The sequence below is a fragment of the Paenibacillus sp. fava2 genome, assembly GCF_058313675.1.
In genome coordinates, this window is record NZ_CM177755.1 from 6,674,636 (window position 1) to 6,698,992 (window position 24,357).

Annotated in this window: 17 protein-coding genes and 1 riboswitch; of the genes, 9 read left to right on the forward strand and 8 right to left on the reverse strand. The window is 51.1% G+C overall.

Features of this window, described 5'->3' with window-relative positions; translation table 11 throughout:
• Position 1: 1 nt before the first annotated feature.
• Complete coding sequence (locus AC4G46_RS29535; RefSeq protein WP_491125763.1) at positions 2 to 829, reverse strand: hypothetical protein; 828 nt, start codon at positions 827 to 829, stop codon at positions 2 to 4.
• 493 nt (positions 830 to 1,322) lie between these two features.
• Here AC4G46_RS29535 and rfbA point away from each other — a divergent pair, with 493 nt between their 5' ends.
• The 3 genes from rfbA to AC4G46_RS29550 all read left to right on the forward strand — a co-directional run bounded on the left by rfbA (position 1,323) and on the right by AC4G46_RS29550 (position 5,437).
• Complete coding sequence (gene rfbA, locus AC4G46_RS29540) at positions 1,323 to 2,201, forward strand: glucose-1-phosphate thymidylyltransferase RfbA (RefSeq protein WP_491125764.1); 879 nt, start codon at positions 1,323 to 1,325, stop codon at positions 2,199 to 2,201.
• A 21-nt stretch (positions 2,202 to 2,222) separates the two neighbouring features.
• Positions 2,223 to 2,777, forward strand: a complete 555-nt coding sequence (rfbC, locus tag AC4G46_RS29545; protein ID WP_491125765.1) for a dTDP-4-dehydrorhamnose 3,5-epimerase — start codon at positions 2,223 to 2,225, stop codon at positions 2,775 to 2,777.
• A gap of 203 nt (positions 2,778 to 2,980) precedes the next feature.
• Entirely contained in the window at positions 2,981 to 5,437 is a 2,457-nt protein-coding gene (locus tag AC4G46_RS29550) for an O-antigen ligase family protein (protein WP_491125766.1), read from the forward strand.
• Between the two features lie 80 nt (positions 5,438 to 5,517).
• Here the strand turns inward: AC4G46_RS29550 and galU are convergent, their stop codons facing one another.
• The 5 genes from galU to uvrB form a co-directional block, all read right to left on the reverse strand.
• A complete protein-coding gene (galU, locus tag AC4G46_RS29555; protein ID WP_491125767.1) occupies positions 5,518 to 6,417 on the reverse strand; it encodes a UTP--glucose-1-phosphate uridylyltransferase GalU in 900 nt (299 codons plus the stop codon).
• A gap of 212 nt (positions 6,418 to 6,629) precedes the next feature.
• Positions 6,630 to 9,149, reverse strand: a complete 2,520-nt coding sequence (locus AC4G46_RS29560) for a U32 family peptidase (RefSeq protein ID WP_491125768.1) — start codon at positions 9,147 to 9,149, stop codon at positions 6,630 to 6,632.
• A gap of 253 nt (positions 9,150 to 9,402) precedes the next feature.
• Positions 9,403 to 9,612, reverse strand: a complete 210-nt coding sequence (locus AC4G46_RS29565; protein ID WP_491125769.1) for a hypothetical protein — start codon at positions 9,610 to 9,612, stop codon at positions 9,403 to 9,405.
• A gap of 342 nt (positions 9,613 to 9,954) precedes the next feature.
• On the reverse strand, positions 9,955 to 12,831 hold the full coding sequence (gene uvrA, locus AC4G46_RS29570; protein ID WP_491125770.1) for an excinuclease ABC subunit UvrA: 2,877 nt from the start codon (positions 12,829 to 12,831) through the stop codon (positions 9,955 to 9,957).
• Positions 12,832 to 13,182: 351 nt separating this feature from the next.
• A complete protein-coding gene (gene uvrB / locus AC4G46_RS29575; RefSeq protein WP_491125771.1) occupies positions 13,183 to 15,174 on the reverse strand; it encodes an excinuclease ABC subunit UvrB in 1,992 nt (663 codons plus the stop codon).
• A 178-nt stretch (positions 15,175 to 15,352) separates the two neighbouring features.
• Here uvrB and AC4G46_RS29580 point away from each other — a divergent pair, with 178 nt between their 5' ends.
• Both AC4G46_RS29580 and AC4G46_RS29585 read left to right on the forward strand, forming a co-directional pair.
• Positions 15,353 to 16,132, forward strand: a complete 780-nt coding sequence (locus tag AC4G46_RS29580) for a flagellar motor protein (protein ID WP_491125772.1) — start codon at positions 15,353 to 15,355, stop codon at positions 16,130 to 16,132.
• A complete protein-coding gene (locus tag AC4G46_RS29585; protein ID WP_491125773.1) occupies positions 16,129 to 16,983 on the forward strand; it encodes a flagellar motor protein MotB in 855 nt (284 codons plus the stop codon). The genes AC4G46_RS29580 and AC4G46_RS29585 overlap by 4 nt, the downstream gene beginning before the upstream one ends.
• 315 nt (positions 16,984 to 17,298) lie before the next feature.
• On the opposite strand, the gene gcvH is transcribed toward AC4G46_RS29585, so the two are convergent.
• Positions 17,299 to 17,691, reverse strand: coding sequence for a glycine cleavage system protein GcvH (gcvH, locus tag AC4G46_RS29590; RefSeq protein WP_491125774.1), 393 nt, complete (start codon positions 17,689 to 17,691; stop codon positions 17,299 to 17,301).
• Between the two features lie 233 nt (positions 17,692 to 17,924).
• Positions 17,925 to 18,020, forward strand: a riboswitch (glycine riboswitch).
• 250 nt (positions 18,021 to 18,270) lie between these two features.
• On the opposite strand from gcvH, the gene gcvT reads away from it, so the two are divergent.
• The 3 genes from gcvT to gcvPB are packed head-to-tail and all read left to right on the forward strand — an operon-like array spanning position 18,271 to position 22,201.
• The gene (gcvT, locus tag AC4G46_RS29595) at positions 18,271 to 19,392 is read left to right on the forward strand and encodes a glycine cleavage system aminomethyltransferase GcvT (RefSeq protein ID WP_491125775.1); all 1,122 of its coding nucleotides are present in this window, start codon (positions 18,271 to 18,273) and stop codon (positions 19,390 to 19,392) included.
• Positions 19,392 to 20,744, forward strand: coding sequence for an aminomethyl-transferring glycine dehydrogenase subunit GcvPA (gene gcvPA / locus AC4G46_RS29600; protein ID WP_491125776.1), 1,353 nt, complete (start codon positions 19,392 to 19,394; stop codon positions 20,742 to 20,744). The genes gcvT and gcvPA overlap by 1 nt, the downstream gene beginning before the upstream one ends.
• Positions 20,741 to 22,201, forward strand: a complete 1,461-nt coding sequence (gcvPB, locus tag AC4G46_RS29605; protein ID WP_491125777.1) for an aminomethyl-transferring glycine dehydrogenase subunit GcvPB — start codon at positions 20,741 to 20,743, stop codon at positions 22,199 to 22,201. Before gcvPA ends, gcvPB begins: the two co-directional genes overlap by 4 nt.
• Positions 22,202 to 22,366: 165 nt before the next feature.
• Here the strand turns inward: gcvPB and AC4G46_RS29610 are convergent, their stop codons facing one another.
• On the reverse strand, positions 22,367 to 23,164 hold the full coding sequence (locus AC4G46_RS29610; protein ID WP_491125778.1) for a helix-turn-helix transcriptional regulator: 798 nt from the start codon (positions 23,162 to 23,164) through the stop codon (positions 22,367 to 22,369).
• 163 nt (positions 23,165 to 23,327) lie between these two features.
• Between AC4G46_RS29610 and AC4G46_RS29615 the strand changes: the two genes are divergently transcribed.
• Positions 23,328 to 24,344, forward strand: coding sequence for an ABC transporter ATP-binding protein (locus AC4G46_RS29615; protein WP_491125779.1), 1,017 nt, complete (start codon positions 23,328 to 23,330; stop codon positions 24,342 to 24,344).
• The last annotated feature ends 13 nt before the right edge of the window (positions 24,345 to 24,357 follow it).

A 24,357-nucleotide genomic window follows, 5' to 3' on the forward strand; every position in this document is an offset into this window, starting at 1 on the left:
ATTATTCACCTATACTTTCTTTTGACCAGTATAAACCCGAAGCCTTAGCACTATTCACATAAATACCTATTTTATACTTTTTCCCCTCAAAAATATCACTGGGTATTTTTGTTATAAAGCCAGATTCGTCTAAGCTCATTTCATAGTAAGCCGTAACATCTTTTCTAATTTGATTCTGTGTATCAAATATTACATTTCCCTTGTTACTTACGTCTTGTAATACCAAATAAATTGTTGAATCTTCAGGCAGAACATCTTCTAAATATGCCCACCCCTTAATTTTAAGAATACCATTCCCCTTCGAAACCTCTTCTATATTAGCCTTGACTTCATTTGTAAGTTCAGAAAATTTCATATCGACTTGATTATTTGTATCCTCTTTAATTGTTACATTAAAACCATCGTTAGTAACTGATTCCCCTGAGAATGATAGTGCTGCCTTTGTTCCATTCACAATATAATATCCAATCTGATAAGTCCCATTAACAAGTTCATCCATGTTTATCAAAGTTTTCATTCCGGAATTTTCCACATTACTCTCATAATCCTTGAGAGCATCAGGTAAATCTCCTCGTAAAACTTTTTCTGTTTTAAATACATATTCTTTATTCTTCGAGGTTAAAACAATATACGAAATTTGTTGAGCTGCATCCAATTTATTAATGTATGCCCACCCTTGAACATCTATTACGAACTTAGATTTTATTTTTTTAATATCAATCTTATCAATTCCAGCGTTGATATCTTTACTTTTCTCCGGCAAGGATAAACTCTGAGCTTTAGCCGTACCAAAAACATGAGTGACCTCATAATATATTAAAAACGACATGCTCAGAAACAAAAAAATCAATATCATTTTGACTTTATTCATAGCTTTCCCAATTCTTCCTCTCATTCGATATAATTAGAATTCTATTTATATTGATTATTCTTTTCATACAAAATTAAGTATACGTTTTATAATACAAACAGTCGAGAAATGTTAAAAGTAAATTTCGGAAGAGAGATACTATTAATTCTTTTTAAAGGCACCCTCTATCACGAGGCTGTATTTTTACTAATTTATCATTTTTAAGATGGTTTCAAATAACTTTTCTTATCACACCCATTTTGTTTTTGGAACAGTATTTACTGCATACAAAAGCCAAGTTAATGTTATCATACAAAAAGTCTGATTAACAATATTGTGTCAAATTGTAGAGAAATGGACAGCTTAGAGTGGATTAGATAATTAGTATACGATACAATGACTATTGATTATCATAGAAATAATTGCCTCATGAATGAGTCAAACATTACATATAAGGAGCGTTGAACAAACAATGAAGGGCATTATCTTAGCAGGCGGCAGTGGAACACGCTTGTACCCCCTGACCATGGTCACCAGTAAGCAGTTGCTTCCGATTTATGATAAACCGATGATTTATTATCCTCTATCTACTTTAATGTTGGCTGGAATAAAGGAAATCCTTATCATTTCAACTCCTGAGGATACACCGAGGTTTGCCAGTTTGCTTGGGGATGGATCACAATTTGGAATCTCACTCGAATATATTGTACAACCCAGCCCAGATGGTCTGGCACAGGCTTTCATTCTTGGTGAATCCTTTATTGGTAATGACTCAGTTGCCATGATTCTGGGAGACAATATTTATTATGGAAATGGTATTCGCAAAATGCTGCAACGCGCTTCTTCTAAAGAAAAAGGTGCGACTGTTTTTGGTTATCATGTACAGGACCCGGAACGATTCGGTGTGGTGGAATTTAATGCAGAAGGCAAAGTTCTCAGCGTTGAAGAAAAACCCGCGTTGCCAAAATCTAATTACGCTATAACCGGATTATATTTTTATGATAACCGTGTAGTGGAAATTGCTAAAAATGTAAAGCCCTCTGTCCGCGGAGAATTGGAGATAACATCCATAAATGAAGCTTACTTAAAACTAGGTGAATTAGATGTTGAACTGCTGGGCCGCGGCTTCACATGGCTGGATACAGGAACACATCAGAGTTTGGTAGATGCTACCAACTTTGTAAGAACAATCGAAGACCATCAAGGCATCAAGATTGCAGCTTTGGAGGAGATTGCATATATTAATGGATGGATTACTAAAGAACACCTTTGGGATTGCGGGCAAAAGCTAAGTAAAACGGGCTACGGCCAATATCTTATGAAGGTTGCTACAGGTAAGATTCAATATTAAACAACAGAAAGTGTGGAAATAATGAAAATTACAGAATCTGTTTTGCCGGGTGTCTGGATAATTGAACCTCAAGTTTTTGGGGATCACCGGGGATGGTTTATGGAGACCTACAGTGTCAGTAAGTTTAAGGAACAGGGGATAGATCTGAATTTCGTTCAGGATAACCAATCTTATTCTGCAACTAAAGGGACGCTGCGAGGACTGCATTACCAGTTAAATCCTAAAGCTCAAAGCAAGCTGGTCCGCTGCACAAAAGGAGCAATTTTTGATGTTGCAGTTGATATCCGCAAGGGCAGTCCTAACTATGGCCAATGGTTTGGAATTGAGTTAACAGCTGAGAACAAAAAGCAATTGCTTATTCCAAAGGGGTTCGCCCATGGATTTATGACGCTGGTTGAGGATGTAGAGGTCCAATATAAATGCGATGAACTGTATGCACCTGATTGTGACGGGGGAATTTTGTGGAATGATCCATCTATCGGAGTTAAATGGCCTATTGACGTTACGCCTGTGCTCTCTGCAAAGGATGAACAAGCCCCTCTTTTAAAGGATGCTAATCTAAATTTCATTTTTTGATTTCCAGAAATTATTAAGCACAAAAAGTTGGCCTATAACATCGCGCGCCCTATTTAGAGCATGATGTTATAGGCCAAGTATTTTTATAATCATTATTGAATTTCTGTTGGCAAGGGTTTCTTCCAACAAAGACAAGACTATGTGAATATATGTATGCTAAAATAGCTCATAGCTCTTGTACTTTCGGAAAAGGAGATTAAAACGTGTCGAAACCAGTATACGGTAAAAATGCAGCTCAGTCGAGAAATGTTGAAAAGATATCCAGCCCGGTGTGGGCGTTGGCTGTTGCTTTAATTTTGTTCTTGATCTGGACCCCGTTCCAGGTTGGCTTGTTTAACGGACAGCAGCTGGACTTTGAAAAACCGGTCTACATAGCTTCTCTGCTTAGCAGTTTGCTGCTGCTGCTCTGGATGGGCTTATATTTTACAAAGTTCAAGCTTGAGGAGCAGCGTGACTTAATCGTAGTTGCCGCCTTGCTGCTTCCTATAACGTATGCGTTGTCGCTCTTTGGCGCAGCTTCGCATTATATGGCGATGAATCTGCTGCTCATACAGAGCATGTACATCGCAATATTCATTATAGCGTTATATTTACTCAAGCAAAAGCAACTAAATGTTGTCATACAGAATGCGGTTCTTGCCATTTCCTATTTTATTGTGATGTTTGGACTGATTAACTGGCTGGGCGGCGCGAAATTTGCCGGAGGCCTGGTGGGATGGTTCTCGAATACGGTGCGCGGCGGTAAATATTTGGATGCCGTAATGACTGACTCCAATGGTCTGCGCCTGACCTCCATTTTCCAATATGCGAATACTTATGCGGCTTTTCTGATGGCTTTTCTGTTTGTCGCAGTGTTCGCCCTTATCCGCTCTAAAAAGTGGTACGGGACACTGACTCACGGTTTTATGCTGGTACCTATCATTGTTTCCCTGCTGCTGACTTTGTCCCGCGGCGGACTTGTTATGCTGCCGGTTGTATTCATCCTGCTGCTGATCCTGCTCAAACCGGCCCAGCAGATCCTCTGGATTATTCATCTGGCCATTGCCGGCATCGCCGCTCTGGCGGTAACCAACCCGCTGACCACTCTGGGAACGGAGCTGAATACAGCCTTCACTTCCGGAGCTGCCCTCAAAGGCTGGGCTTACCTGATTATTGCTTCTCTCGTAGTAGCGGGACTCGGATGGGTTATACAACGTTATGTAGCACCTTGGCTGGAGCAGAAGCTCGGCGCTTGGGGTTCGCGTAAAGGAACCGGTCTCTGGCTTCCGCTCGGCTCACTCGTTCTTGTGGGAATTGTCGCTTTCCTGTTAATAGGGACAAGCGTACGCAGCATTCTGCCTGCGAATATCGAAACCCGGCTGGAGAACATTAACTTTAAGCAGCACAGCGTGCTGGAACGGTTCACTTTTTATAAGGATGCTATGAAGGTTGTTAAAGACTATCCCATTATTGGAGCCGGCGGCGGCGGTTGGGCATCCCTTTATGAGCAGTATCAGAATAATCCTTACACCAGCCGCCAGGTGCATAACTTCTTCCTGCAGTATCTGATTGAAGTCGGGATTATCGGTTTCATCGTGTTTATAGGTTTTATCGGCTATGTGTTCTACAAGTATATCCGCGGCTATCTGAAGCGTGACAAGGATGACTTTGCCAATGGTTACTTCTTCTACATCATTGCATTGTCCATTCTGATCCACAGCTTACTTGATTTCAACTTAAGCTATGCATTCATGGGCATTCTGGTCTTCCTGAGTCTGGCCGGTATGGGAGCTGCAATGGATAGTAAAGCACTGCGCCGTAACTGGAACAAGTCCGGGCTCCGGATTGGTTATCTGGCGGCAGTTGCTGCAGGGACTGTCCTTCTTCTCTTCCTTTCCATTAATTATTTGAGCTCCAGCACTTCAGCAATGAATGCTAAGAATCTCGTCGGTGTCAGCCAGTCCTATGAAGAAATCAAAGCACCGCTGGTAAAGGCGCTGGACAAACGTCCATACCATCCTGAATCGGTAATTTACCTCTCCTCTATGGATCAGCAGGTCTTTAACCAGACGCAGGATACCCAGTATCTGGACGAGGCCTATAATCTGGTAACCCGTGCGCTGAAAGATGAGCCTTATAACAAGGATATCCTGAAGCAGCTTGCCAGTATTTACGATCTGAAAGGCCAGGGCGATCAAGCCTTTGCTGTATACCAGGATAATGCTTATAAGTTCTACTGGGATATTGACTGGTATGATGCTATTATTAGCCGTTCCTTCTCCTTGGGCTACACGGCTCATGAGCAGAAGGATGATGCCAAGAAGCAAGAATATATTACTGCCGGTCTCGCGGCCTACAAGCATGTGGTTGATGGAGTAGAGCATTTAAAGACCCTGCCGCCTGAACAGCTTCAGGGGCGTCCTTTCTCCGTTACACCTGCCATCGCACTGAATGCCGGAAAGCTGCAGCTGTTGTCCGGGAATGACGAGCTTGCGGCTGCAACTCTCAAATCAGGTCTTGGCGAAGATTACGCAGATACTACTAACCGCGAAATCGCCCGCTGGTACCTGGCTGTGCTGAAGCGCAGCGGCGGACAAGATCAGGCTGTATATGACTTGCTGATTGCTGCTGATGCAGCGGAAGCAGCGGCAATTGATTCGATTGCTGCAATGCAGTTCTAATAAGGATACACACAAAAAGGGACAAGGCTGATAATACAGCTTGTCCCTTTTTGTGTATCCTGTGCTTAATAATAATTGTATTATTTCTTTACAGAGTTAGCCGCCTTAGCCGCCTCACTGTCAATAATCTCTTTGAGATAGTCCAGCAAACCGTCTTTAAGCTCCTCATGCTGCAGCGCATAATGAATGGTCGTCTGGATAAAGCCCATTTTCTCTCCGACGTCATGGCGTCTGCCTTCGAAATCATAGGCAATAATCCGCTCCACTTCACTCAAGCGTGCAATCGCATCCGTAAGCTGAATTTCGCCGCCTACCCCTACCTGCTGTTCGCCCAGCATATCAAAAATGCGCGGAGTCAGGATATAACGACCCAGAATGGCCAGATTGGACGGGGCGTCTTCACGCTTAGGCTTTTCAACCAGCCGGTTGGCTTTGTAGACACGGTCTGCCAATGCGGTACCGTCTACAAGACCGTAACGGGATACTTCCTCCCACGGTACAGGCTGGACTCCTACAATGGAGGATTTGTATTCTTCGTAGACTTCAATCATCTGCTTGAGGCAGGGTTTGTCTGCTTCGACGATATCGTCACCGAGCAACACGGCAAACGGTTCGTTGCCGATGAACTTACGGGCGCACCAGATCGCGTGTCCGAGGCCGCGCGGCTCTTTTTGACGGATGTAATGGATGTCAGCCATCTCCGAAGACTTGCGTACAGACTCCAGCAGCTCCCACTTCTGTTTCTCCGCCAGGTTAAACTCCAGCTCAAATGAATTATCGAAATGATCTTCAATTGCCCGCTTACCCTTACCTGTTACAATGATGATATCCTCAATCCCGGAAGCAACGGCTTCTTCGACAATATATTGGATCGTCGGCTTGTCTACAATCGGCAGCATTTCTTTGGGCATTGCTTTGGTTGCAGGCAAGAAGCGGGTACCCAGACCAGCCGCGGGAATAATCGCTTTACGGATTTTCATGACATAGCTCCTTCTGTTTCAGTTCTTTAGCGCCGCTACAGTTCTCATGAAACTTGGCATAATAAATTTCATTATAGCAGTTCAGGAAGGTTTTTGGCAGTTATATTGTTATATGTTAGGAATTAAGGCGGTTTATACAAAAAGATCCAGGAGGCGCCCAAGTAATGGCATAGCTGCCCTTGAGCGGTCCTGGCTCTATATAATAATTAGTCTTACTTGGCGTTAACCAGCTGTCCGCGTGTTACACCAAGCTGATTAGTTGCCTTAAGGCTCTTCCAGACCTGGGTACCGGAAATTTCACCGCGCAGGGCACGCGTGTAAAGGCTGATGACCTCTGCCACCTGCTCCGGTGTTTCTTCCAGGAACTCCACCCGGAAGGAGGATACGCCCAGGTCACGGAAATTATTCAGATATTCTGCACCGGACTGTTCGACTGCATTATATACTGTGTTGCGGCAGCCTTCGTCCACACGGACAGGATGGGACATGCCGATCCGGTCCTGCAGAGAAGCGCGCTGCTCTTCGCAAGGACGGCCGCAGTTCGTGTAGTTGGTGCCTTCACTCATAAAGGTACAGTATACACAGTGCTCAGTGTGGAACATCGGCAGATGCTGATGAATCACGACCTCCATACGCGAGGTATCACTGCGTCCAAGCAGGTCGACCATCTGCTGAATGTTCAGGTCATAAGATGGCGTTACTGCATCCAGGCCTGATTCCAGGAACAGGTCAACCGCTTTGTGGTTAGCGATGTTCAGTGAGAAATCGCCGATCAGGCGCGGATGCTGTGCATCCGGATGCTCCATCCGGTGCTTGAGATAGTAGTATAACGCGCCTGTATTGCGTACCAGCACGGCATCCGGCTGCAGGCGCAGGATATTGGCGTGGTAGCCGTTCTCACCCGGCATATGGATGCGCGGCGTGGCCAGCGCGATGCTGGCTCCCGCAGCCCGTACAGCGTCTACCGCTGCCGGGAACTGCTTGATGAACTCGAAGTCGGCGTAGATGTTCGTTACGCCGGCTTCGAGCGCAGCCTGCACCTGCGGCAGGCTGCGGCACAGCGCGGTAAGCTCCGCTTCACCGCACATCCCGGCGTCGCCCCTGCGGGCAGCGTCGCCGTAAACCTCTACCGCCCGTTTCACGTAGACGGGCGGCTTCGGGCGCTCGCCGGCAAGCAGCTCCACCGCCTGACGGCGGATGCTGTTCAGCTCGCGCATAGGCACGATCACGTCGCCTTCCAGGTGCGACTCGAGCGCCTCAAGCTGGAACACGGTCCCGCCAAGGCGGCCGAATTGTTCTTCCAGCAGGGCGGTGTCCATCGGGCGCTTCTGCGCGGCTTCCAGCAGCAGCTCCGAATTCACTTGGACCGTAACGTTCTTCTGAACGTCGGTCCACCAGGTGGCCAGCGGCTCGCCTGCGCGGCCCTCGACCTTCACATGTACCGGGAAGACGCGGTACGGCTTCTCGGTTTCATAGGACTGGCGCAAAGACTTGTCGAGCGCCGGGTCATTCGTCTTCCAGATGCGGTCACCGACATGCAGCCTGCGCAGATCCACGTCGTTACGGCCGGGCACGATATCAACGATCCAGCCTTCACCGGCTTCGCCCTCAAGCTTCACGCCTTTGCGGCGCAGGTCATAGACGCGTCCGCCTTCTTCCTTCTTGGTCGGATCACCGGCGTCAAATACAATGCCGTCTCCCCGTTTGAGCGGAGCGTGAATGCGGCAGACTACGCCATCGCGCAGAATCTGCTCGACTGTACCCATGTACACGCCACGGCTTTTTGGAAAAGTCCCGTCCACCAGCTTCTTATTATTCGTCCCTTCCAGGAACCCGTGCGTAAAGCCGCGGGAAAAGCTCTGCTGCAGCTCACGCATATCCTCCTTGGAAGTTGGCGACCAGTTGCCTTCAAAATACCGGTCAATCGCTTTACGGTATTTACTGACTACATTCGCCACGTATTCCGGGGTCTTGAGCCTTCCCTCAATCTTGAAGGAGGTTACACCGGCCTCAATCAGCTCAGGCATCAGATCGATCGCCGCCAGATCCTTCGGAGACAGCAGATACGTTACATCCCCCATCGGTTGAACAACGCCATCCACCATCAAATCATATGGAAGACGGCAGGCCTGGGCGCATTCACCGCGGTTAGCTGACCGTCCGCCCCACATTTCCGAGGTCAGGCATTGACCGGAATAGGAGACACATAGTGCACCGTGCACAAAAACTTCCATTGGCAAGCGGGCCTGATCCCCGATAGTCTTGATCTGCTTCAGATTATTTTCACGTCCGAGTACGACGCGCTCCATACCCCATGGCTTGGTAAACTCCACCGCTTCCGGCGAAGTAATCGTCATTTGTGTCGAACCATGAATCGGGAAGTCCGGAGAAATCTCGCGAATCATCCGCACCAGTCCCAAATCCTGCACAATCACTGCGTCCACGCCTGCGTCGATACAAGCGTCGATCAGTTCCTTGGCATCCGCCAGCTCATTTTCAAACACCAGTATATTAAACGTCAAAAAGCCCTTCACTCCATAGCTATGAAGAAACGCCATAATCTCCGGCAGCTCGTCCATGCGGAAGTTGTTGGCTCTCGCCCGTGCATTAAACTTCTCTACGCCAAAAAAGACCGCATCTGCACCGTTCGCCACTGCTGCACGCATACAATCCCAGTCACCGGCCGGAGCCAGCAGCTCCACGTCTTCTCTGCGTATTCCTTGCTCGTTCATTTATATCCTCCCAAACCGCCGCCTGGCGGGTCATTTCCAAACCTTTAACTTATTAATTGTATCAAATATCACATCTGTATGCCATCCGTTTACCAACATTTATCTTGGAATAATCAAAGAAGAATCAGAGCTGATTCATGTCAATTATATTAAAAAGACACCTTTATCCACGCCGGCAGCGTTAAAAGGAGTCTTAGGCTTTTGCAAAAGTTGAAGTTAGACCAAACACCATCGAGTACGGTAGCTACCAAGCTCAGCTCAGCCAGTTCATAATCATTGCATAATCCGAAACAGCAAACACGAGCAGGCTGACTACACCAAAAGCGATCGCAAATTTATTCTTCTGGGGAGCGCGGAGCAGACGGATGACACCGATAAGAATCAGAATGGTAAAGGCAATCATAAAGAGATCAAAGGTATGAAATTTAGACGGTTCTTGTACAGCAGCTTCTGCCAGCAGCATGGCATTACCTCCTCAAAAGGGTTGACAAGCAGGTTCATCTAATCCATATCTACCCTTATGTTATCGCTACCAATTGCCCGGCGCAATAGAAAATCACTAAAAAAGCTGTAATTGTTGTAAAAAATTATTATTCGGCGCTATTATCCAGCGATAAATGTGACTTTCTCAATAGACGCGCATAAGCATGGAACAATTTTGGATGAGACTTGATTTATTTTTCCCTGAAGCCGGTATAAAAAGAACGCCACAAACGGTTTCCCGCCTGCAGCGTTCTGAGTTATAGCCTGTCTTATCTCGGCGGTACAAGTTATTTCATCTGCAAAAGAAAACCGCTGCCCCGCTCTAAACCGTCGCCTCAGACTCCTGAAGCTGCAGTGCCTCCGTCCGCTCTGTATCACGGATCAGAATCGGCTTCAGATATCTGCCGGTATAGGACTCCTCGACAGTAATCAGCTTCTCCGGTGTGCCTGTTGCCAGAACCGTTCCGCCGCCGCTGCCGCCTTCCGGCCCCATATCAATGATATAGTCTGCCGTCTTGATGACGTCGAGGTTATGCTCGATGACCAGCACGGATTCGCCGGAATCCACCAGGCGGTGTAGTACCTCCAGCAACCGGCCGATATCGTCCACATGCAGCCCGGTTGTCGGCTCATCTAGAATGTAAAGCGTCTTCCCGGTGCTACGGCGGTACAGCTCGGAAGCCAGCTTCACACGCTGGGCTTCACCGCCGGACAATGTTGTTCCCGGCTGTCCGATATTGATGTAACCGAGGCCGACATCCAGCAGCGTCTGCATCTTGCGGTGGATTTTTGGAATGTTTTTGAAGAACTCGGTTGCGTCCTCCACAGTCATTTCCAGCACATCGGCAATGCTCTTTCCTTTATATTTGACCTCCAGTGTCTCCCGGTTGTACCGCTTGCCCTTACATACTTCACAAGGCACGTATACATCCGGCAGGAAGTGCATCTCAATCTTGATAATCCCGTCCCCGCGGCAGGCCTCACAGCGACCGCCCTTGACGTTGAAGCTGAAGCGCCCCTTTTGGAACCCGCGTACTTTAGCCTCGTTGGTCTTCGAGAACAGATCACGGATATCATCAAAGACGCCAGTATAAGTAGCCGGGTTGGATCTCGGAGTACGTCCGATCGGCGACTGGTCGATCTCGATAACCTTATCCAGATTCTCCAGGCCGCGGATTTCCTTATGCAGACCCGGACGTACCTTCACGGCTCTGTTCAGCTGGCGGGCAAGGCTCTTATACAGAATCTCGTTCACCAGTGAGGACTTCCCGGAGCCGGAGACCCCGGTTACCGCGGTAAAGACACCCAGCGGGATTTTCACATTAACATTCTTCAGATTATTCTCCTTAGCCCCGCGGATTTCGATCCAGCGGTCATCCGTCGCCCGCCGCTTGGAGGTTACCGGAATGAATTTGCGCCCGCTGAGATATTCTCCGGTGAGAGAATTCGGGTCATTCATAATCTCCTGCGGCGTACCCTGGGCAATTACGCTGCCGCCATGAATTCCCGCGCCGGGGCCGATGTCGATTATATAATCTGCAGCCATCATCGTATCCTCGTCATGCTCAACTACAATCAGTGTATTTCCTAGATCGCGCATATGGGCCAAAGTTGAGATCAGCCGGTCATTATCACGCTGATGCAGGCCGATGCTCGGTTCATCCAGAATGTACAGGACGCCCATCAGACTGGAACCGATCTGGGTTGCCAGCCTGATCCGCTGCGCTTCACCCCCGGATAGTGAACCCGCCGCACGGCTGAGCGTCAGATAGTTCAGGCCGACATTGACCAGGAAGCCAAGCCGGCTGCTGATCTCCTTGAGAATCAGGTGAGCGATGGCTGTTTCTTTTTCATTCAGTACGAGGTTTCCGAAGAACTCCTGGCAGTCCCCGATGGACAGGTCTGTAACATCAGCCACATTCCGGTCGTTGATGGTTACAGCAAGGATTTCCTTCTTCAGGCGTTTGCCTTTGCATACATTACAAGGCTTGGCGCTCATGAAACCTTCAATAAACTCACGGATCCCTTCAGATGCAGTATCCCGGTAGCGCCGTTCCAGGTTCGGTATGATTCCTTCAAAGGCGACAAGCGCATCCTTCTTCTGGCCAAAATCATTCTCATACCGGAAACGGATCTTCTCGTTGCCTGTGCCGTACAGCAGCTTGTTCATCTGATCCGGTGTTAGCGTGCTCACCGGCACATTCTGCGGAATCTTGAAGTGCTCACAGACCGACTTCAGGAACTGCGGGTAGTAGTTGGAGGTACTGCCTGTCCAGGCCAGAAAAGCTCCATCCTCCACCGATTTCTCCGGGTCAGGAATTAGCAGGTCCGGGTCTACTACCATGTTTACTCCAAGGCCGTCACATTCAGGGCAAGCCCCGAAAGGACTGTTGAAGGAGAACATCCGCGGAGCCAGCTCCTCAATGCTGAAGCCGCACACCGGGCAGGCAAAGTTCGAACTGAACAGCAGCTCCTCCTGGCCGATAATATCGACCAGAATCTGGCCGCCGGACAGCTTGAGTGCTGTTTCAAGGGAATCGGTCAGCCGGGTCTGCACATCATCTTTGATGACGATACGGTCGACCACCACTTCGATGGTATGCTTTTTATTTTTTTCCAGTTCAATTTCTTCTGTAACCTCACGCAGCTCTCCATCCACCCGTACGCGGACAAAGCCCTGCTTGGAAATGTCGCTGAACAGTCCTTTATGCTCGCCTTTGCGGCCGGAAATAACCGGTGCGAGAATTTGCAGCCGGGTCTTCTCCGGGTACTGCATAATCCGGTCCACCATCTGCTCAACGGTCTGCGAGGTAATCTCGATACCGTGATCCGGGCAATGCGGGCGGCCGATCCGGGCAAACAGCAGGCGCAGATAATCATAGATTTCCGTTACTGTTCCCACCGTCGAACGCGGGTTGCGGCTGGTTGTCTTCTGGTCAATCGAAATTGCCGGGGACAGGCCGTCGATGGAATCGACATCCGGCTTCTCCATCTGGCCGAGGAACTGGCGGGCATACGCGGAAAGAGACTCCACGTAACGCCGTTGTCCTTCGGCATAGATCGTATCGAACGCCAGCGATGATTTGCCGGAGCCGCTAAGTCCCGTCAGCACAACGAAGCGGTCCCGCGGGATCGTTACGTCGATGTTCTTGAGATTGTGCGCTCGCGCGCCTTTGATGATTATGTTTTCGTTCGCCAACGGTAAAACCTCCAATTTTAAATGCGGAAATATTTTGGGAAAACATTTTCGATCCCTCCCAAACCCTCCCTTAGCCAAGGGAGGGCCCCAAGGGTTGCACCCTCTGGACACCCGCAAGGTTGGCGAGGGAGCCGGGTTAGCCGGACTTGGTTACTGCGGTGCCGGGATCGCTTGTCCCTGCGGGACCGCTGGAACTTCGGCGCTCCGGGGGCTGTTCCTCCGGAAAGCGCAAAGTGCCTTAACTGCAGGCTGTTCCTTCGGAATGTGCAAATACATAGAGCATTAATGTGTTCTGCTTATCTAAAAAGAACGGCCGGGAAAGAGCCGTTCTGTTGAATACGTGGTGTGACCTTACTCGGCGCGCAGCTCCAGCAATGCATCGCGCAGCTCGGCGGCTCGCTCGAATTGCAGGTTCTTGGCGGCGTCCTTCATCTCCGCCTCCAGACGCTGCATCAGACTCTGTTTGTCTTTCTTGCTCAGCTTGCCTCCGGCACCGGTGAGGTACTCGGCCTTGGATTCGGCCACCTTGGTGGCCTCGATGATCTCGCGGACCTTCTTGTTGATCGTCGTTGGTGTAATGCCGTGCTTCTCGTTATAAGCGATCTGGATAGCCCGGCGGCGCTCGGTTTCACTGATGGCCTTCTCCATCGACTCGGTAATACGGTCCCCGTACATAATGACCCGGCCGCCCGAGTTACGGGCCGCACGGCCGATTGTCTGGATCAGGGAACGCTCCGAACGGAGGAAGCCCTCCTTATCGGCGTCAAGAATGGTGACAAGAGATACTTCGGGAAGGTCGAGACCTTCTCTTAACAAGTTAATACCCACAAGGACATGGAACGTACCGAGCCGGAGATCGCGCAGAATCGCCATCCGCTCCAGTGTCTTGATGTCGGAGTGCATGTAACGGACCTTGATTCCGATCTCTTTGAAATAGTCCGTTAAATCCTCTGACATTTTCTTCGTCAGTGTGGTCACCAATACCCGTTCATCCCGCGCTACTCGTTCACGGATCTCATTGATCAGATCATCAATCTGACCTTCCGTCGGCCGGACCTCGATAATAGGATCGAGCAGGCCGGTAGGCCGGATGATCTGCTGTACCATTGTTTCGCAGTGCTCCATCTCGTAGGGCCCCGGCGTTGCCGAGACGTACACAATCTGGTTCACCTTGTCTTCAAATTCTTCAAACTGCAGCGGCCGGTTGTCCAGCGCGGACGGCAGGCGGAAGCCGTGCTCAACAAGCACTGTCTTACGCGCCCGGTCACCGTTATACATGGCCCGGATCTGCGGCAGCGTTACATGAGACTCGTCAATTACGATCAGCATATCGTCCGGGAAGTAATCCATCAGTGTGTACGGAGTCGCTCCCGGTTCACGGAAGGTCAGCGGTCCGGAGTAGTTCTCGATCCCGGAGCAGAAGCCGACCTCCTTCATCATCTCAATATCGTAGCGTGTCCGCTGCTCCAGGCGCTGCGCCTCAAGCAGCTTGCCTGCATCCCGCAGAACGGCCAGACGCTCCTCCAGCTCCCGCTCAATATTGACCAGGGCGACTCGCATCGTCTCTTCCTGGGTAACAAAGTGAGAGGCCGGAAAAATCGCAATATGATCGCGCTCGCCGATCAGCTCCCCGGTCAGTACATCAATTTCTGTAATCCGCTCAATCTCATCACCGAACAGCTCAACACGGATCGCGTGCTCCCCCTGGGAAGCCGGGAAGATTTCGATGACATCACCGCGCACACGGAAGGTACCGCGCACGAAGTTGATATCATTCCGCTGGTACTGGATATCCACCAGCCGGCCCAGAATCTGGTTACGAGGCTTCTCCATTCCGACACGTAAGGAGAGCAGAAGGCTGCCGTATTCCTGCGGCGATCCGAGACCGTAAATACAGGATACGCTTGCCACAATAATAACGTCACGCCGTTCAAACAAGGAGCTCGTTGCCGAGTGGCGCAGCTTATCTATCTCTTCATTAATGCTGGAATCTTTCTCGATGTAAGTGTCGGAGGAGGGAATGTAGGCTTCAGGCTGGTAGTAATCGTAGTAACTGACGAAGTAATCGACTGAATTGCTTGGAAAAAACTCCTTGAACTCACTGGCAAGCTGTGCAGCAAGCGTCTTGTTATGCGCAATAACCAGTGTAGGACGGTTAAGCTTGGAAATCATTTGTGCAATGGTAAAGGTCTTGCCTGTACCCGTTGCTCCCAGCAGCGTCTGGTGTTTCTTGCCCTGCCGGATGCCGTTCACTAATTCCTCTATGGCATGAGGCTGATCGCCCTGGGGGGTATACTCGGACTCCAGTTTAAAAGTCTTCGTACTGACGACAATATCACTCATTTGCCCGTCTCCCCTCTATCGTCTAAAATATATTAATATACTATAATTGTGGTCTGTTTGCGCTAATCCCATACCGTTTAAAAATATGGAAGATAAGAATGCGTGTTCCCGTTTATTATACAGTGTTGCCTACATGGATGCAAACCATATTATATAGAAATCTAAGGAGACTGATGCTATGGATATCACCTCAATTATCGGCCTCCTGGCCGGACTGGCCGCGCTTATCGGCGGTTTTTTCTGGGAAGGCGGCAACCTGTCAGGACTGCTTCAGCCAAACGCCGCCCTTATTGTATTCGGAGGCACGCTGGCTGCGGTGCTGATCAGCTTTCCCGCCTCCAGACTGCGCTCTGTTCCCGCTGCGCTGCGCCTGGCTTTTGGCAGACAGCCTGATACCAATTTAGACAAGGTCCAGGAGCTGATCTCGATGGCAGCCATTACACGGAGGGGCGGTGTTCTTGCACTGGAAAAGCAGGCGGAGGAGCATCCCGATCCGTTTACCCGTGAAGGGCTGCTGCTTATCGTTGACGGCACCGATCCGGACCAGGTACGCCAGATTCTGGAGCTGGATATGGACGCCAAAGAGCTGAAATATGAAGGCTATGCCAAAATTTTTGAAGCTGCAGGCGGGTACGCCCCGACTATGGGGATTATCGGAACCGTCATGGGACTTATTCATGTGCTCAGTAACCTTTCCGACCCGTCAGGTCTTGGTTCATCCATCGCTGTCGCTTTTACAGCGACACTGTACGGTGTAGCCAGTGCCAATCTAATCTTTTTACCCATCGCCTCAAAAATCAAATCCCGCGCCAGTGCAGAGCTAAGCAGTATGGAGATGCTCCTGGTCGGCATACTGTCCCTGCAGAACGGGGATCCTCCGCATCTGGTGCGCAAGAAGCTGGGCTCCTTTATCGCAGATTCACCCTATATAGAGAGATCCTTCAGAGGCCTGTCATGAAGCAGAGGAACCGGCGCACCCGAAAAGCGGATGAACAGCACGAGCCCCGGGACCGCTGGATGATTACCTATGCGGATTTGATTACGCTGCTGCTGATTTTTTTCGTCGTTATGTATGCGATGAGCAGTCTCGATACCGAGAAATACAGGATTGTAACAGGCTCACTATCCGAAACGTTCCGGAGCGGCAACCCTGTACTTGATGGAGGAAGCGGTATACTGGATGGAGAGAACGGAATCCAGGACCCTCCTTCCGCAGGAGGGCCAAACAATGGAGGCGGGAATGGGAATACGGGCAGCGGTACAGGTGAAGTACCTCCCGCTGAAGAACAGGACGGGAATGAGCCGCCGTCTGCACGCGAGTTGGCTTTCCGCGATCAGGAAGCCAAGCTTAATGCGCTTATGGATGTAATCACAGCATATGTTGAGGACAATAATCTCGGCGACCAGATCTTTGTGGCGGACAAGCCGCAGGGCATTGCCATTACGCTCAGCGACCGCTTCCTGTTTGATGTCGGCCGGGCTGAGCTGAAGCCGCCTGCTTTTCCGGCACTCCGCCAGCTCTCGGGGTTATTCAGCGGCATAGGCGCATCGATCAGCATCGAAGGCCATACCGATAATACACCTGTATCAGCCGGCTCACAGTATAACGACAACTGGGATCTTTCGGGAGCACGCGCGCTTTCGGTTCTGCGCTTTTTCCTGGACAGCGAAGGGCTTGATCCCGGAACCTTTCAGTATGCGGGATATGCCGACACCCGGCCCGCCTATGACAATGCTACTGCGGAAGGGCGCCAGAGAAACCGCCGGGTTGAGCTGATTGTGCTCAGGCAGCTGCAGGAAGAGGAATAACGGATTCGTTACAGCCAAAAGATCAGCGGAATGGACACCTTCCAGTCATTCGGGGATCGGAGTCATCCGCTTTTTTTCATTTGCACTAATTGGCTTAGGACTGCTGCCGCTTTTATGGCGGATCGCCCCGCATCTTTACCCTGGGCTTAACAACTTCCCCAACTTTTATTAAGGGCGGCTGCACTGGCAGCACAAAAAGGCGAAACCCGCGCAGCATGATTGTGCCGCAAGAAAGTTCCGCCACTATATTTCAGGTATTCCTCCATCTGACGAAGACAGGAATACCTGTTTTTATTTGCACAAATTGAACAGCTCTTATTCCCCGATCAGTTCACGGTAAGCAGCCGCATCCAGCAGTCCTGCTACAGCTTCGCTGTACTCGCCGTCAAGCTCAAGCTCAAAAATCCAGCCCCCGCTGTAAGGCTCGTCATTAAGCAGCTCCGGACTTGCTTCCAGCGCATCGTTGATGCGTGTAACCTTTCCCGAAACAGGTGAATATAATTCGGAAACTGTCTTTACAGACTCAATGCTGCCCACACTGTCACCGGCGGAAACAGCAGCTCCTACCTCAGGAAACTCAACAAACACGATATCTCCGAGCAGATGCTGGGCATGATCTGTAATCCCGACCCGTACTGTGCGCCCTTCACCCTGCTGAGCCCATTCATGCTCTTCACTGTACCGCAGGTTGTCTAACACTTCACTCATTTCAAGCCGCCTCATTTCCGAATTTGGTGTTGTAAATGTAGTTATAGACTAAAATACCAGCTTGCGCAATGTCAATATAACTGACAGGAAAATTAATTTTGTCTTTTTTTTGACGTTTTTTTGTTGACGCGCGGGCCAATACCCGGTTTAATGGAGACAGCAGATTTGCATGGCGCTTGTTAGCGCCGGCTCAGATCATGATTGTTCAGGATAGAATACTATATGGTTTGCGAATGATGGCATAGGGAGAGACTGTCTCCCGAAGACGGCGCCGAAGGAGTAAGCCCCGGGCGGGTGAATCTCTCAGGCAAAAGGACCTGTGCCGGACGCATCTCTGGAGAGCATCAGTCCCTGCACCCGCAGCGCACTGATCACCAACGGGGAAACCTGCCGAAATAGCTCCGGGCGGGGTAACTCTCAGGTACAAAGGACAGAGCGGAACGCTATTTATGCACGTTAAGTGCGTATTTTAGCGACCGTTCTGTCCTTTTTTTGTTGTCCTTTTAAACAGATGCCGGCCCGGACGGGTACGGAACAGCCGCATTGGCTTGTGTGTAATCAGATCAGGGGAGTGAGCACATGGATGCTTTGAAGAGAACGCCTTTTTACAGCCTTTATTCCGCTTATGCGGAGGCCAGATGCATTGATTTCGGCGGCTGGGAGCTGCCGGTGCAGTTTACAGGAATCGTCAAGGAGCATGAAGCAGTCCGCCAGCAGGCGGGACTATTCGATGTCTCGCATATGGGGGAATTCATGGTCAGCGGGAGAGGCTCAGAGGCTTTTCTGCAAAAGATGACGACGAACGATGTCAACCGGCTGGCTGACGGTGCGGCACAGTATACTCTTATGCTGTATCCAAACGGCGGGGTCGTTGATGACCTGCTTGTCTACCGCCTTGGTGAGGAGCGCTACATGCTTGTCGTCAATGCCTCCAACATCGACAAGGACTTCCAGTGGCTTCAGGAGCATCTCACTGCTGAATTCAGCGGAGTGAGCCTGAAGAATGTCTCGGACGATACCCTCCTGCTTGCACTGCAAGGGCCGCTGGCAGAAACCATTCTCCGTGAGGTTACCGCCGCTAATATTGCTGAGCTTAAACCATTCCACTTCATCGAAAAAGCCGAGGTTTGCGGCGCAGAAGTACTGCTCTCCCGTACCGGCTACACCGGCGAAGACGGCTTTGAGTTATATGCCCCGGTTGACACAGCCGCCGCCTTGTGGACCGGCCTGCTTGCAGCCGGTGCTCCGCACGGCCTGACGCCGGCCGGTCTTGGCGCACGCGACACGCTCCGCTTCGAGGCGAAGCTGCCGCTGTACGGCCAGGAGCTGTCGGCAGACATTACCCCGCTGGAAGCGGGCGTGCAGTTCTTCGTCAAGCTGGATAAAGCCGACTTCATCGGCAAGGATGCACTGGTGAAACAGAAAGAAGCCGGCCTGCCCCGCCGCCTGGTCGGGCTTGAGATGATTGACCGCGGGATTCCGCGTTCCCACTACCCCGTCTACGCGGATGGCGTAAAGATCGGCGAAGTAACAACCGGAACCCAGTCCCCGACGCTGAAGCGTAACCTTGGGCTTGCTCTGATTGATACAGCTTACAGTGAAATCGGCACAGAGGTTTACGTAGAGATCCGCGGCAAGCAGCTGAAAGCCGCTGTGGTCAAAGCGCCGTTTTATAAAAAGACGCAAGGAGTGAAGCCGTAATGAAGCACCGCTATCTGCCCATGACTGAGCAGGATCGCCAGGAGATGATGGAAGCCGTCGGAATTCAGTCCATGGAAGAGCTGTTTATCGATATTCCGCAGTCCGTCCGTTACCAGGGCACAATGCCGATGTCGGAGGCGCTGGATGAATACGCGCTGCTCCGCCATATGAAGGAGCTGGCCGACAAAAATGCCAATTTGGATACCCACGCCAGCTTCCTCGGGGCCGGCATCTATGATCACCATATCCCGGTTGTTATCAACCATGTGATTTCCCGTTCGGAGTTCTATACGGCTTATACCCCGTATCAGCCGGAGATCAGCCAGGGCGAGCTGCAGGCGATTTTCGAGTTTCAATCCTACATCTGTGAGCTTACCGGCATGAAGGTGGCCAACGCCAGTATGTACGACGGCGCTACTGCCTTCGCAGAAGCAGCTGTTCTGGCCGCAGGTGCTACCAAACGCAAAAAGCTTATCGTTTCCCGTACCGTTCACCCGGAAGCCCGCCAAGTGCTGCTAACTTCTGCCGGGGCCTGGGGACTTGAGGTTGTGGAAATTGATTATAAAGACGGGGTTACCGATCAGGCCAAGCTGGCTGAAGCGATCGACGGAGATACCGCGGCTGTGCTGGTACAGTCTCCAAACTTCTTCGGAGCTATTGAAGACCTTGGCGCAATCGAACCGCTGATTCACTCCGTCAAAGGACTGCTTGTAGTCAGCGCCAACCCGCTGGCACTGGGCGTTCTGGAAACGCCGGGTAAGCTCGGAGCCGACATTGTAGTCGGTGACGCACAGCCGCTGGGCATTCCGGCTTCGCTTGGCGGCCCTACCTGCGGATTCTTCGCTGTAGCAGAACCGCTGATGCGCCGTATGCCCGGCCGGATCGTCGGCCAGACCGTTGACCGTAACGGTAAACGGGGCTTTGTTCTAACCCTTCAGGCCCGTGAGCAGCATATCCGCCGCGAAAAAGCGACCTCCAACATCTGCTCCAACCAGGCGCTCCTCGCGCTCTGCGCTTCCGTGTACCTGTCCGTTATGGGAAAAGAGGGCATGCGCGAGGTCGGTGAGCTGAATATCCGCAAGAGCCATTATGCTGCCGGCAAGCTTGGAAAGCTTACAGGCGCTGCTCCGGCGTTCACTGCACCGTTCTTCAATGAATTCGTGCTGAAGCTTCCTGAAGGAAGCAATATCAGCGAAATTAACTCTAAGCTGATTAAAGAAGGCTACCTCGGCGGCTACGATCTCGGCCGTGATTATCCCGAGCTGGCCGGACATATGCTGGTTGCCGTTACGGAGAAAAGAAGCAAGTCCGAGATTGATCAATTCGCAACTGTACTGGAGGGCTGTTTATGAAACCGGAACAAAGTCTGATTTTTGAGCTTAGCCGTCCCGGCCGCTCAGCCTATTCCCTGCCGGTATGCGATGTTCCTGAGGAGGAAGCGATCGATTCGCTGATTCCGGCCGGACTGTTGCGCAGCGAGCCTGTGCTTTTGCCGGAAGTGTCTGAAGTGGATGTCATCCGCCACTATACTGCCCTTTCCCGCCGCAACTTCGGTGTCGATAACGGCTTCTACCCGCTCGGCTCCTGTACAATGAAATACAATCCGAAGATTAATGAAGATGTTGCCCGCTTCCCGGGTCTGGCCAAGATTCACCCTTACCAGCCGGAAGAGAGCATTCAGGGCGCACTTGAACTGATGTATACTCTGCAAAAGGATCTGGCCGCCCTGACCGGTATGGATGCCGTCTCCCTCCAGCCTGCCGCCGGCGCCCACGGGGAATGGACCGGCCTGATGATGATCCGCGCCTACCATGAGAGCCGCGGCGAGAAACGTACGAAGGTCATTGTGCCGGACTCCTCGCACGGCACCAACCCGGCCAGCGCTGCAGCAGCAGGCCTCGAAACCGTAACGATCCCGTCCAACGCCAAAGGCATGGTCGATCTTGAAGCATTGAAAGCTGCCGTCGGCAGCGACACGGCCGCGCTGATGCTGACTAACCCGAGTACGCTCGGCCTGTTCGAGACACAGATTGTCGAGATCGCCGAGATTGTCCACGAAGCAGGCGGCCTGCTGTATTACGATGGCGCGAACTCCAATGCCATTATGGGCATTACCCGTCCGGGCGACATGGGCTTCGACGTTGTCCACTTGAATCTGCACAAAACAATGAGCACCCCGCACGGCGGCGGCGGCCCTGGTGCCGGACCAGTCGGCGTGAAGTCGATCCTGATTCCATTCCTGCCTCAGCCGACAGTAGTTCAGAACGAAGACAGCAGCTACTCGCTAAACTACGGCGGACCGGAATCCATCGGCCGGGTCAAAGCTTTTTACGGCAACTTCGGCATTCTTGTCCGTGCTTACGCGTACATCCGCACCTACGGTCCGGACGGCCTGCGCGAGGTATCCGAGAACGCCGTGCTGAACGCCAACTATATGATGCACAGGCTGGCGCCTTACTTCGAAATTCCATATCCGGGCGTCTGCAAGCATGAGTTCGTCATGTCGGGCCGCAACCTCAAACAATACGGGGTGCGTACGCTGGACGTAGCCAAGAGGCTGCTCGATTTCGGCTACCACCCGCCGACTGTCTACTTCCCGCTCACCGTCGAAGAGTGCATGATGATCGAGCCGACTGAGACCGAAAGCAAGGAAACGCTTGACGGCTTCATCGAAACAATGATCCAGATCGTCAAGGAAGCCCAGGAGACACCGGAGATCGTCATCAACGCTCCGCACACGACCGAAATCAGCCGTCTGGATGAAACCCAGGCTGCTCGCAAGCCGGTGCTGAACTGCTCTTGCGGTTAACCCAATAATAAAAAAAGGCGGCCCGGATATTCACATATCCGGGCCTTTTTATATGCCATCCCACTTACCTATATAGCGGTAACAATCAAGAAATCTGCAGACAACAGCGGCCCAAAGTTCAAATATCCCCTGGAGTCACGCCTAGACCTAATATAAGATCACACTTCAATCTATATCACCTGTAAGCTTCTTAATAAACTGCCATCTGTCGCTCACCCGCATTTTACTGTAAATATTCTTCAGTACGTTCCTTACCGTCCCTTCGCTGATCCCCAGCTCATTGGATATGTGCAGCGCACTTTTCTCCAGCAGCCACTGCCGGGCTACATCCTGCTCACGCGCACTCAGCCTGTAATGCTGAAAGCGGCTCTCCAGCCGGTACTCACGGATTCCGGGATTACGCTCCATCCATTTCCCCGTAATGTTCTCCGCAATCTGCCGTACAAAGGGAATGGCGAATTCGATCTGCTCTTTTTTATGAAAAGAAATATCGACATAGCCATAGGTATGGCCGTCTACCTGCAGCGGTGCACATATACAGTTCCATTCTTCAAAGGCCGGATCGGAGTGCTCCGCGCCGCGTACGACGCCGATGCAATCCATCTCCATCGCCAGCGACACCGCATTCAGGCCCGAATGCTGCCTGCTCAGGCTGATCCCTGTACCAAACTCCGTCCTGATCAGCTCCTCGCGAAGCTCCGGTGAAGAGCATACCAGTTCCAGAATAACCCCCGACCGGTCTGTCAGAAATACGGCATATGGAATGGAGATAAAGCTCCCGATCCTGTTCATCTCGCTGCGGATGGAAGCAATCATGGCCTCACGGTAGATTTGTTCCTCCGGCTTCATATCTGAACCTTTCCTGGTCAGGCCTCCGCTTAACCTTTGGCGGAATAAATCAAGCCGTTCTTCCGGCAAGTCGGCAGGCCGGCACCAGGCTCTGGTCTTTTCGTAGGTACTCAAAACAATCCCCCCAGTCGCACCCTATTCTACCTATTATAGTACGTAAAAAACTATTTTTCAGTTTCTGATCTATTCCGCCAGTTTTCGACACCGGTCAAGTGCTATATTTGAACATGGCTTTTGTCGAAGAATTATACTCATCAAGAATAAAGGAGGAATAGCCTTGAGTATTATAGAAGCCCGCGGACTGACCAAGTCCTTTGTGCAGGCTGTGAAAGAGCCGGGTCTGAAAGGCGCGCTCAAACATCTCGTCACCCCCAGAAACATTACAAAAGTGGCTGTTCATCCGCTGGATCTCAGCATCGAAACCGGTGAAACTGTCGCCTACGTGGGACCGAACGGTGCCGGGAAGTCTACAACAATCAAGATGCTGAGCGGTATCCTGAAGCCTTCCGGGGGCAGCATTTCTGTAAACGGTATCAATCCGTACAAGAAAAGAATGGAGAACGCCGCCCAAATCGGCGCCGTCTTCGGCCAGCGCACCCAGCTGTGGTGGGACATCCCGATTGTCGAATCCTTTTCGCTGCTGAAGGATATTTACCAGATCCCTGATCCGGTGTACCGGAATAATCTGGAGCAGTTTATTGAACTCCTGGGCATGAATGAATTCATTCACTTATCCGCCCGGAAGCTCTCGCTGGGGCAGCGCATGCGTGCCGATCTGGCTGCGGCCCTCTTACATAACCCGCCCATTGTCTATCTCGACGAGCCGACGATCGGGCTTGATGTGTCCGTGAAGCAGAAGATCCGCGAATTCATCAAAAAAATCAATCAGGAGCAGCAGACCACCGTCATGCTGACCACCCATGATCTGGGTGACATTGAGGATCTGTGCAAACGGCTGATTATCATCGACCACGGCATGATTATTTATGACGGCAGCCTGAGCGAGGTGAAGTCACGCTTTGCCCGCAGCCGGGTTATTTTCTTTCAGGTTGGCTCGCCAATGCCGGAGCTGTTCGCAGAGCTGAACCGGACTCCCGGAGTCAGGCTTACGCTGCAGAATGATCAGGAATTCTCCGTAGCTTTTGACCGGTATGAATATACCGCAAGCGATGTGGTCAGCCGGGTGATGCGCTATGGCGAGGTGATTGACTTCCGGATGGAGGATGCCAACATTGAGCAGGTAATCAAGGCTGTGTATGACGGTAATCTCGACCTCAATCAGCAAGCCCAATAAGAAAGGAGGATCC

Bases quoted from the DNA above. Each gene is read 5' to 3' on its own strand.
- AC4G46_RS29535 (WP_491125763.1), bottom strand. From the start codon at position 829: ATGTCGTTTTTAATATATTATGAGGTCACTCATGTTTTTGGTACGGCT.
- AC4G46_RS29585 (WP_491125773.1), top strand. From the start codon at position 16,129: ATGAAGCAGAGGAACCGGCGCACCCGAAAAGCGGATGAACAGCACGAG.
- rfbA (WP_491125764.1), top strand. From the start codon at position 1,323: ATGAAGGGCATTATCTTAGCAGGCGGCAGTGGAACACGCTTGTACCCC.
- galU (WP_491125767.1), bottom strand. From the start codon at position 6,417: ATGAAAATCCGTAAAGCGATTATTCCCGCGGCTGGTCTGGGTACCCGC.
- gcvH (WP_491125774.1), bottom strand. From the start codon at position 17,691: ATGAGTGAAGTGTTAGACAACCTGCGGTACAGTGAAGAGCATGAATGG.
- gcvPB (WP_491125777.1), top strand. From the start codon at position 20,741: ATGAAACCGGAACAAAGTCTGATTTTTGAGCTTAGCCGTCCCGGCCGC.
- AC4G46_RS29565 (WP_491125769.1), bottom strand. From the start codon at position 9,612: ATGCTGCTGGCAGAAGCTGCTGTACAAGAACCGTCTAAATTTCATACC.
- rfbC (WP_491125765.1), top strand. From the start codon at position 2,223: ATGAAAATTACAGAATCTGTTTTGCCGGGTGTCTGGATAATTGAACCT.
- AC4G46_RS29580 (WP_491125772.1), top strand. From the start codon at position 15,353: ATGGATATCACCTCAATTATCGGCCTCCTGGCCGGACTGGCCGCGCTT.
- gcvT (WP_491125775.1), top strand. From the start codon at position 18,271: ATGGATGCTTTGAAGAGAACGCCTTTTTACAGCCTTTATTCCGCTTAT.
- AC4G46_RS29560 (WP_491125768.1), bottom strand. From the start codon at position 9,149: ATGAACGAGCAAGGAATACGCAGAGAAGACGTGGAGCTGCTGGCTCCG.
- uvrB (WP_491125771.1), bottom strand. From the start codon at position 15,174: ATGAGTGATATTGTCGTCAGTACGAAGACTTTTAAACTGGAGTCCGAG.
- gcvPA (WP_491125776.1), top strand. From the start codon at position 19,392: ATGAAGCACCGCTATCTGCCCATGACTGAGCAGGATCGCCAGGAGATG.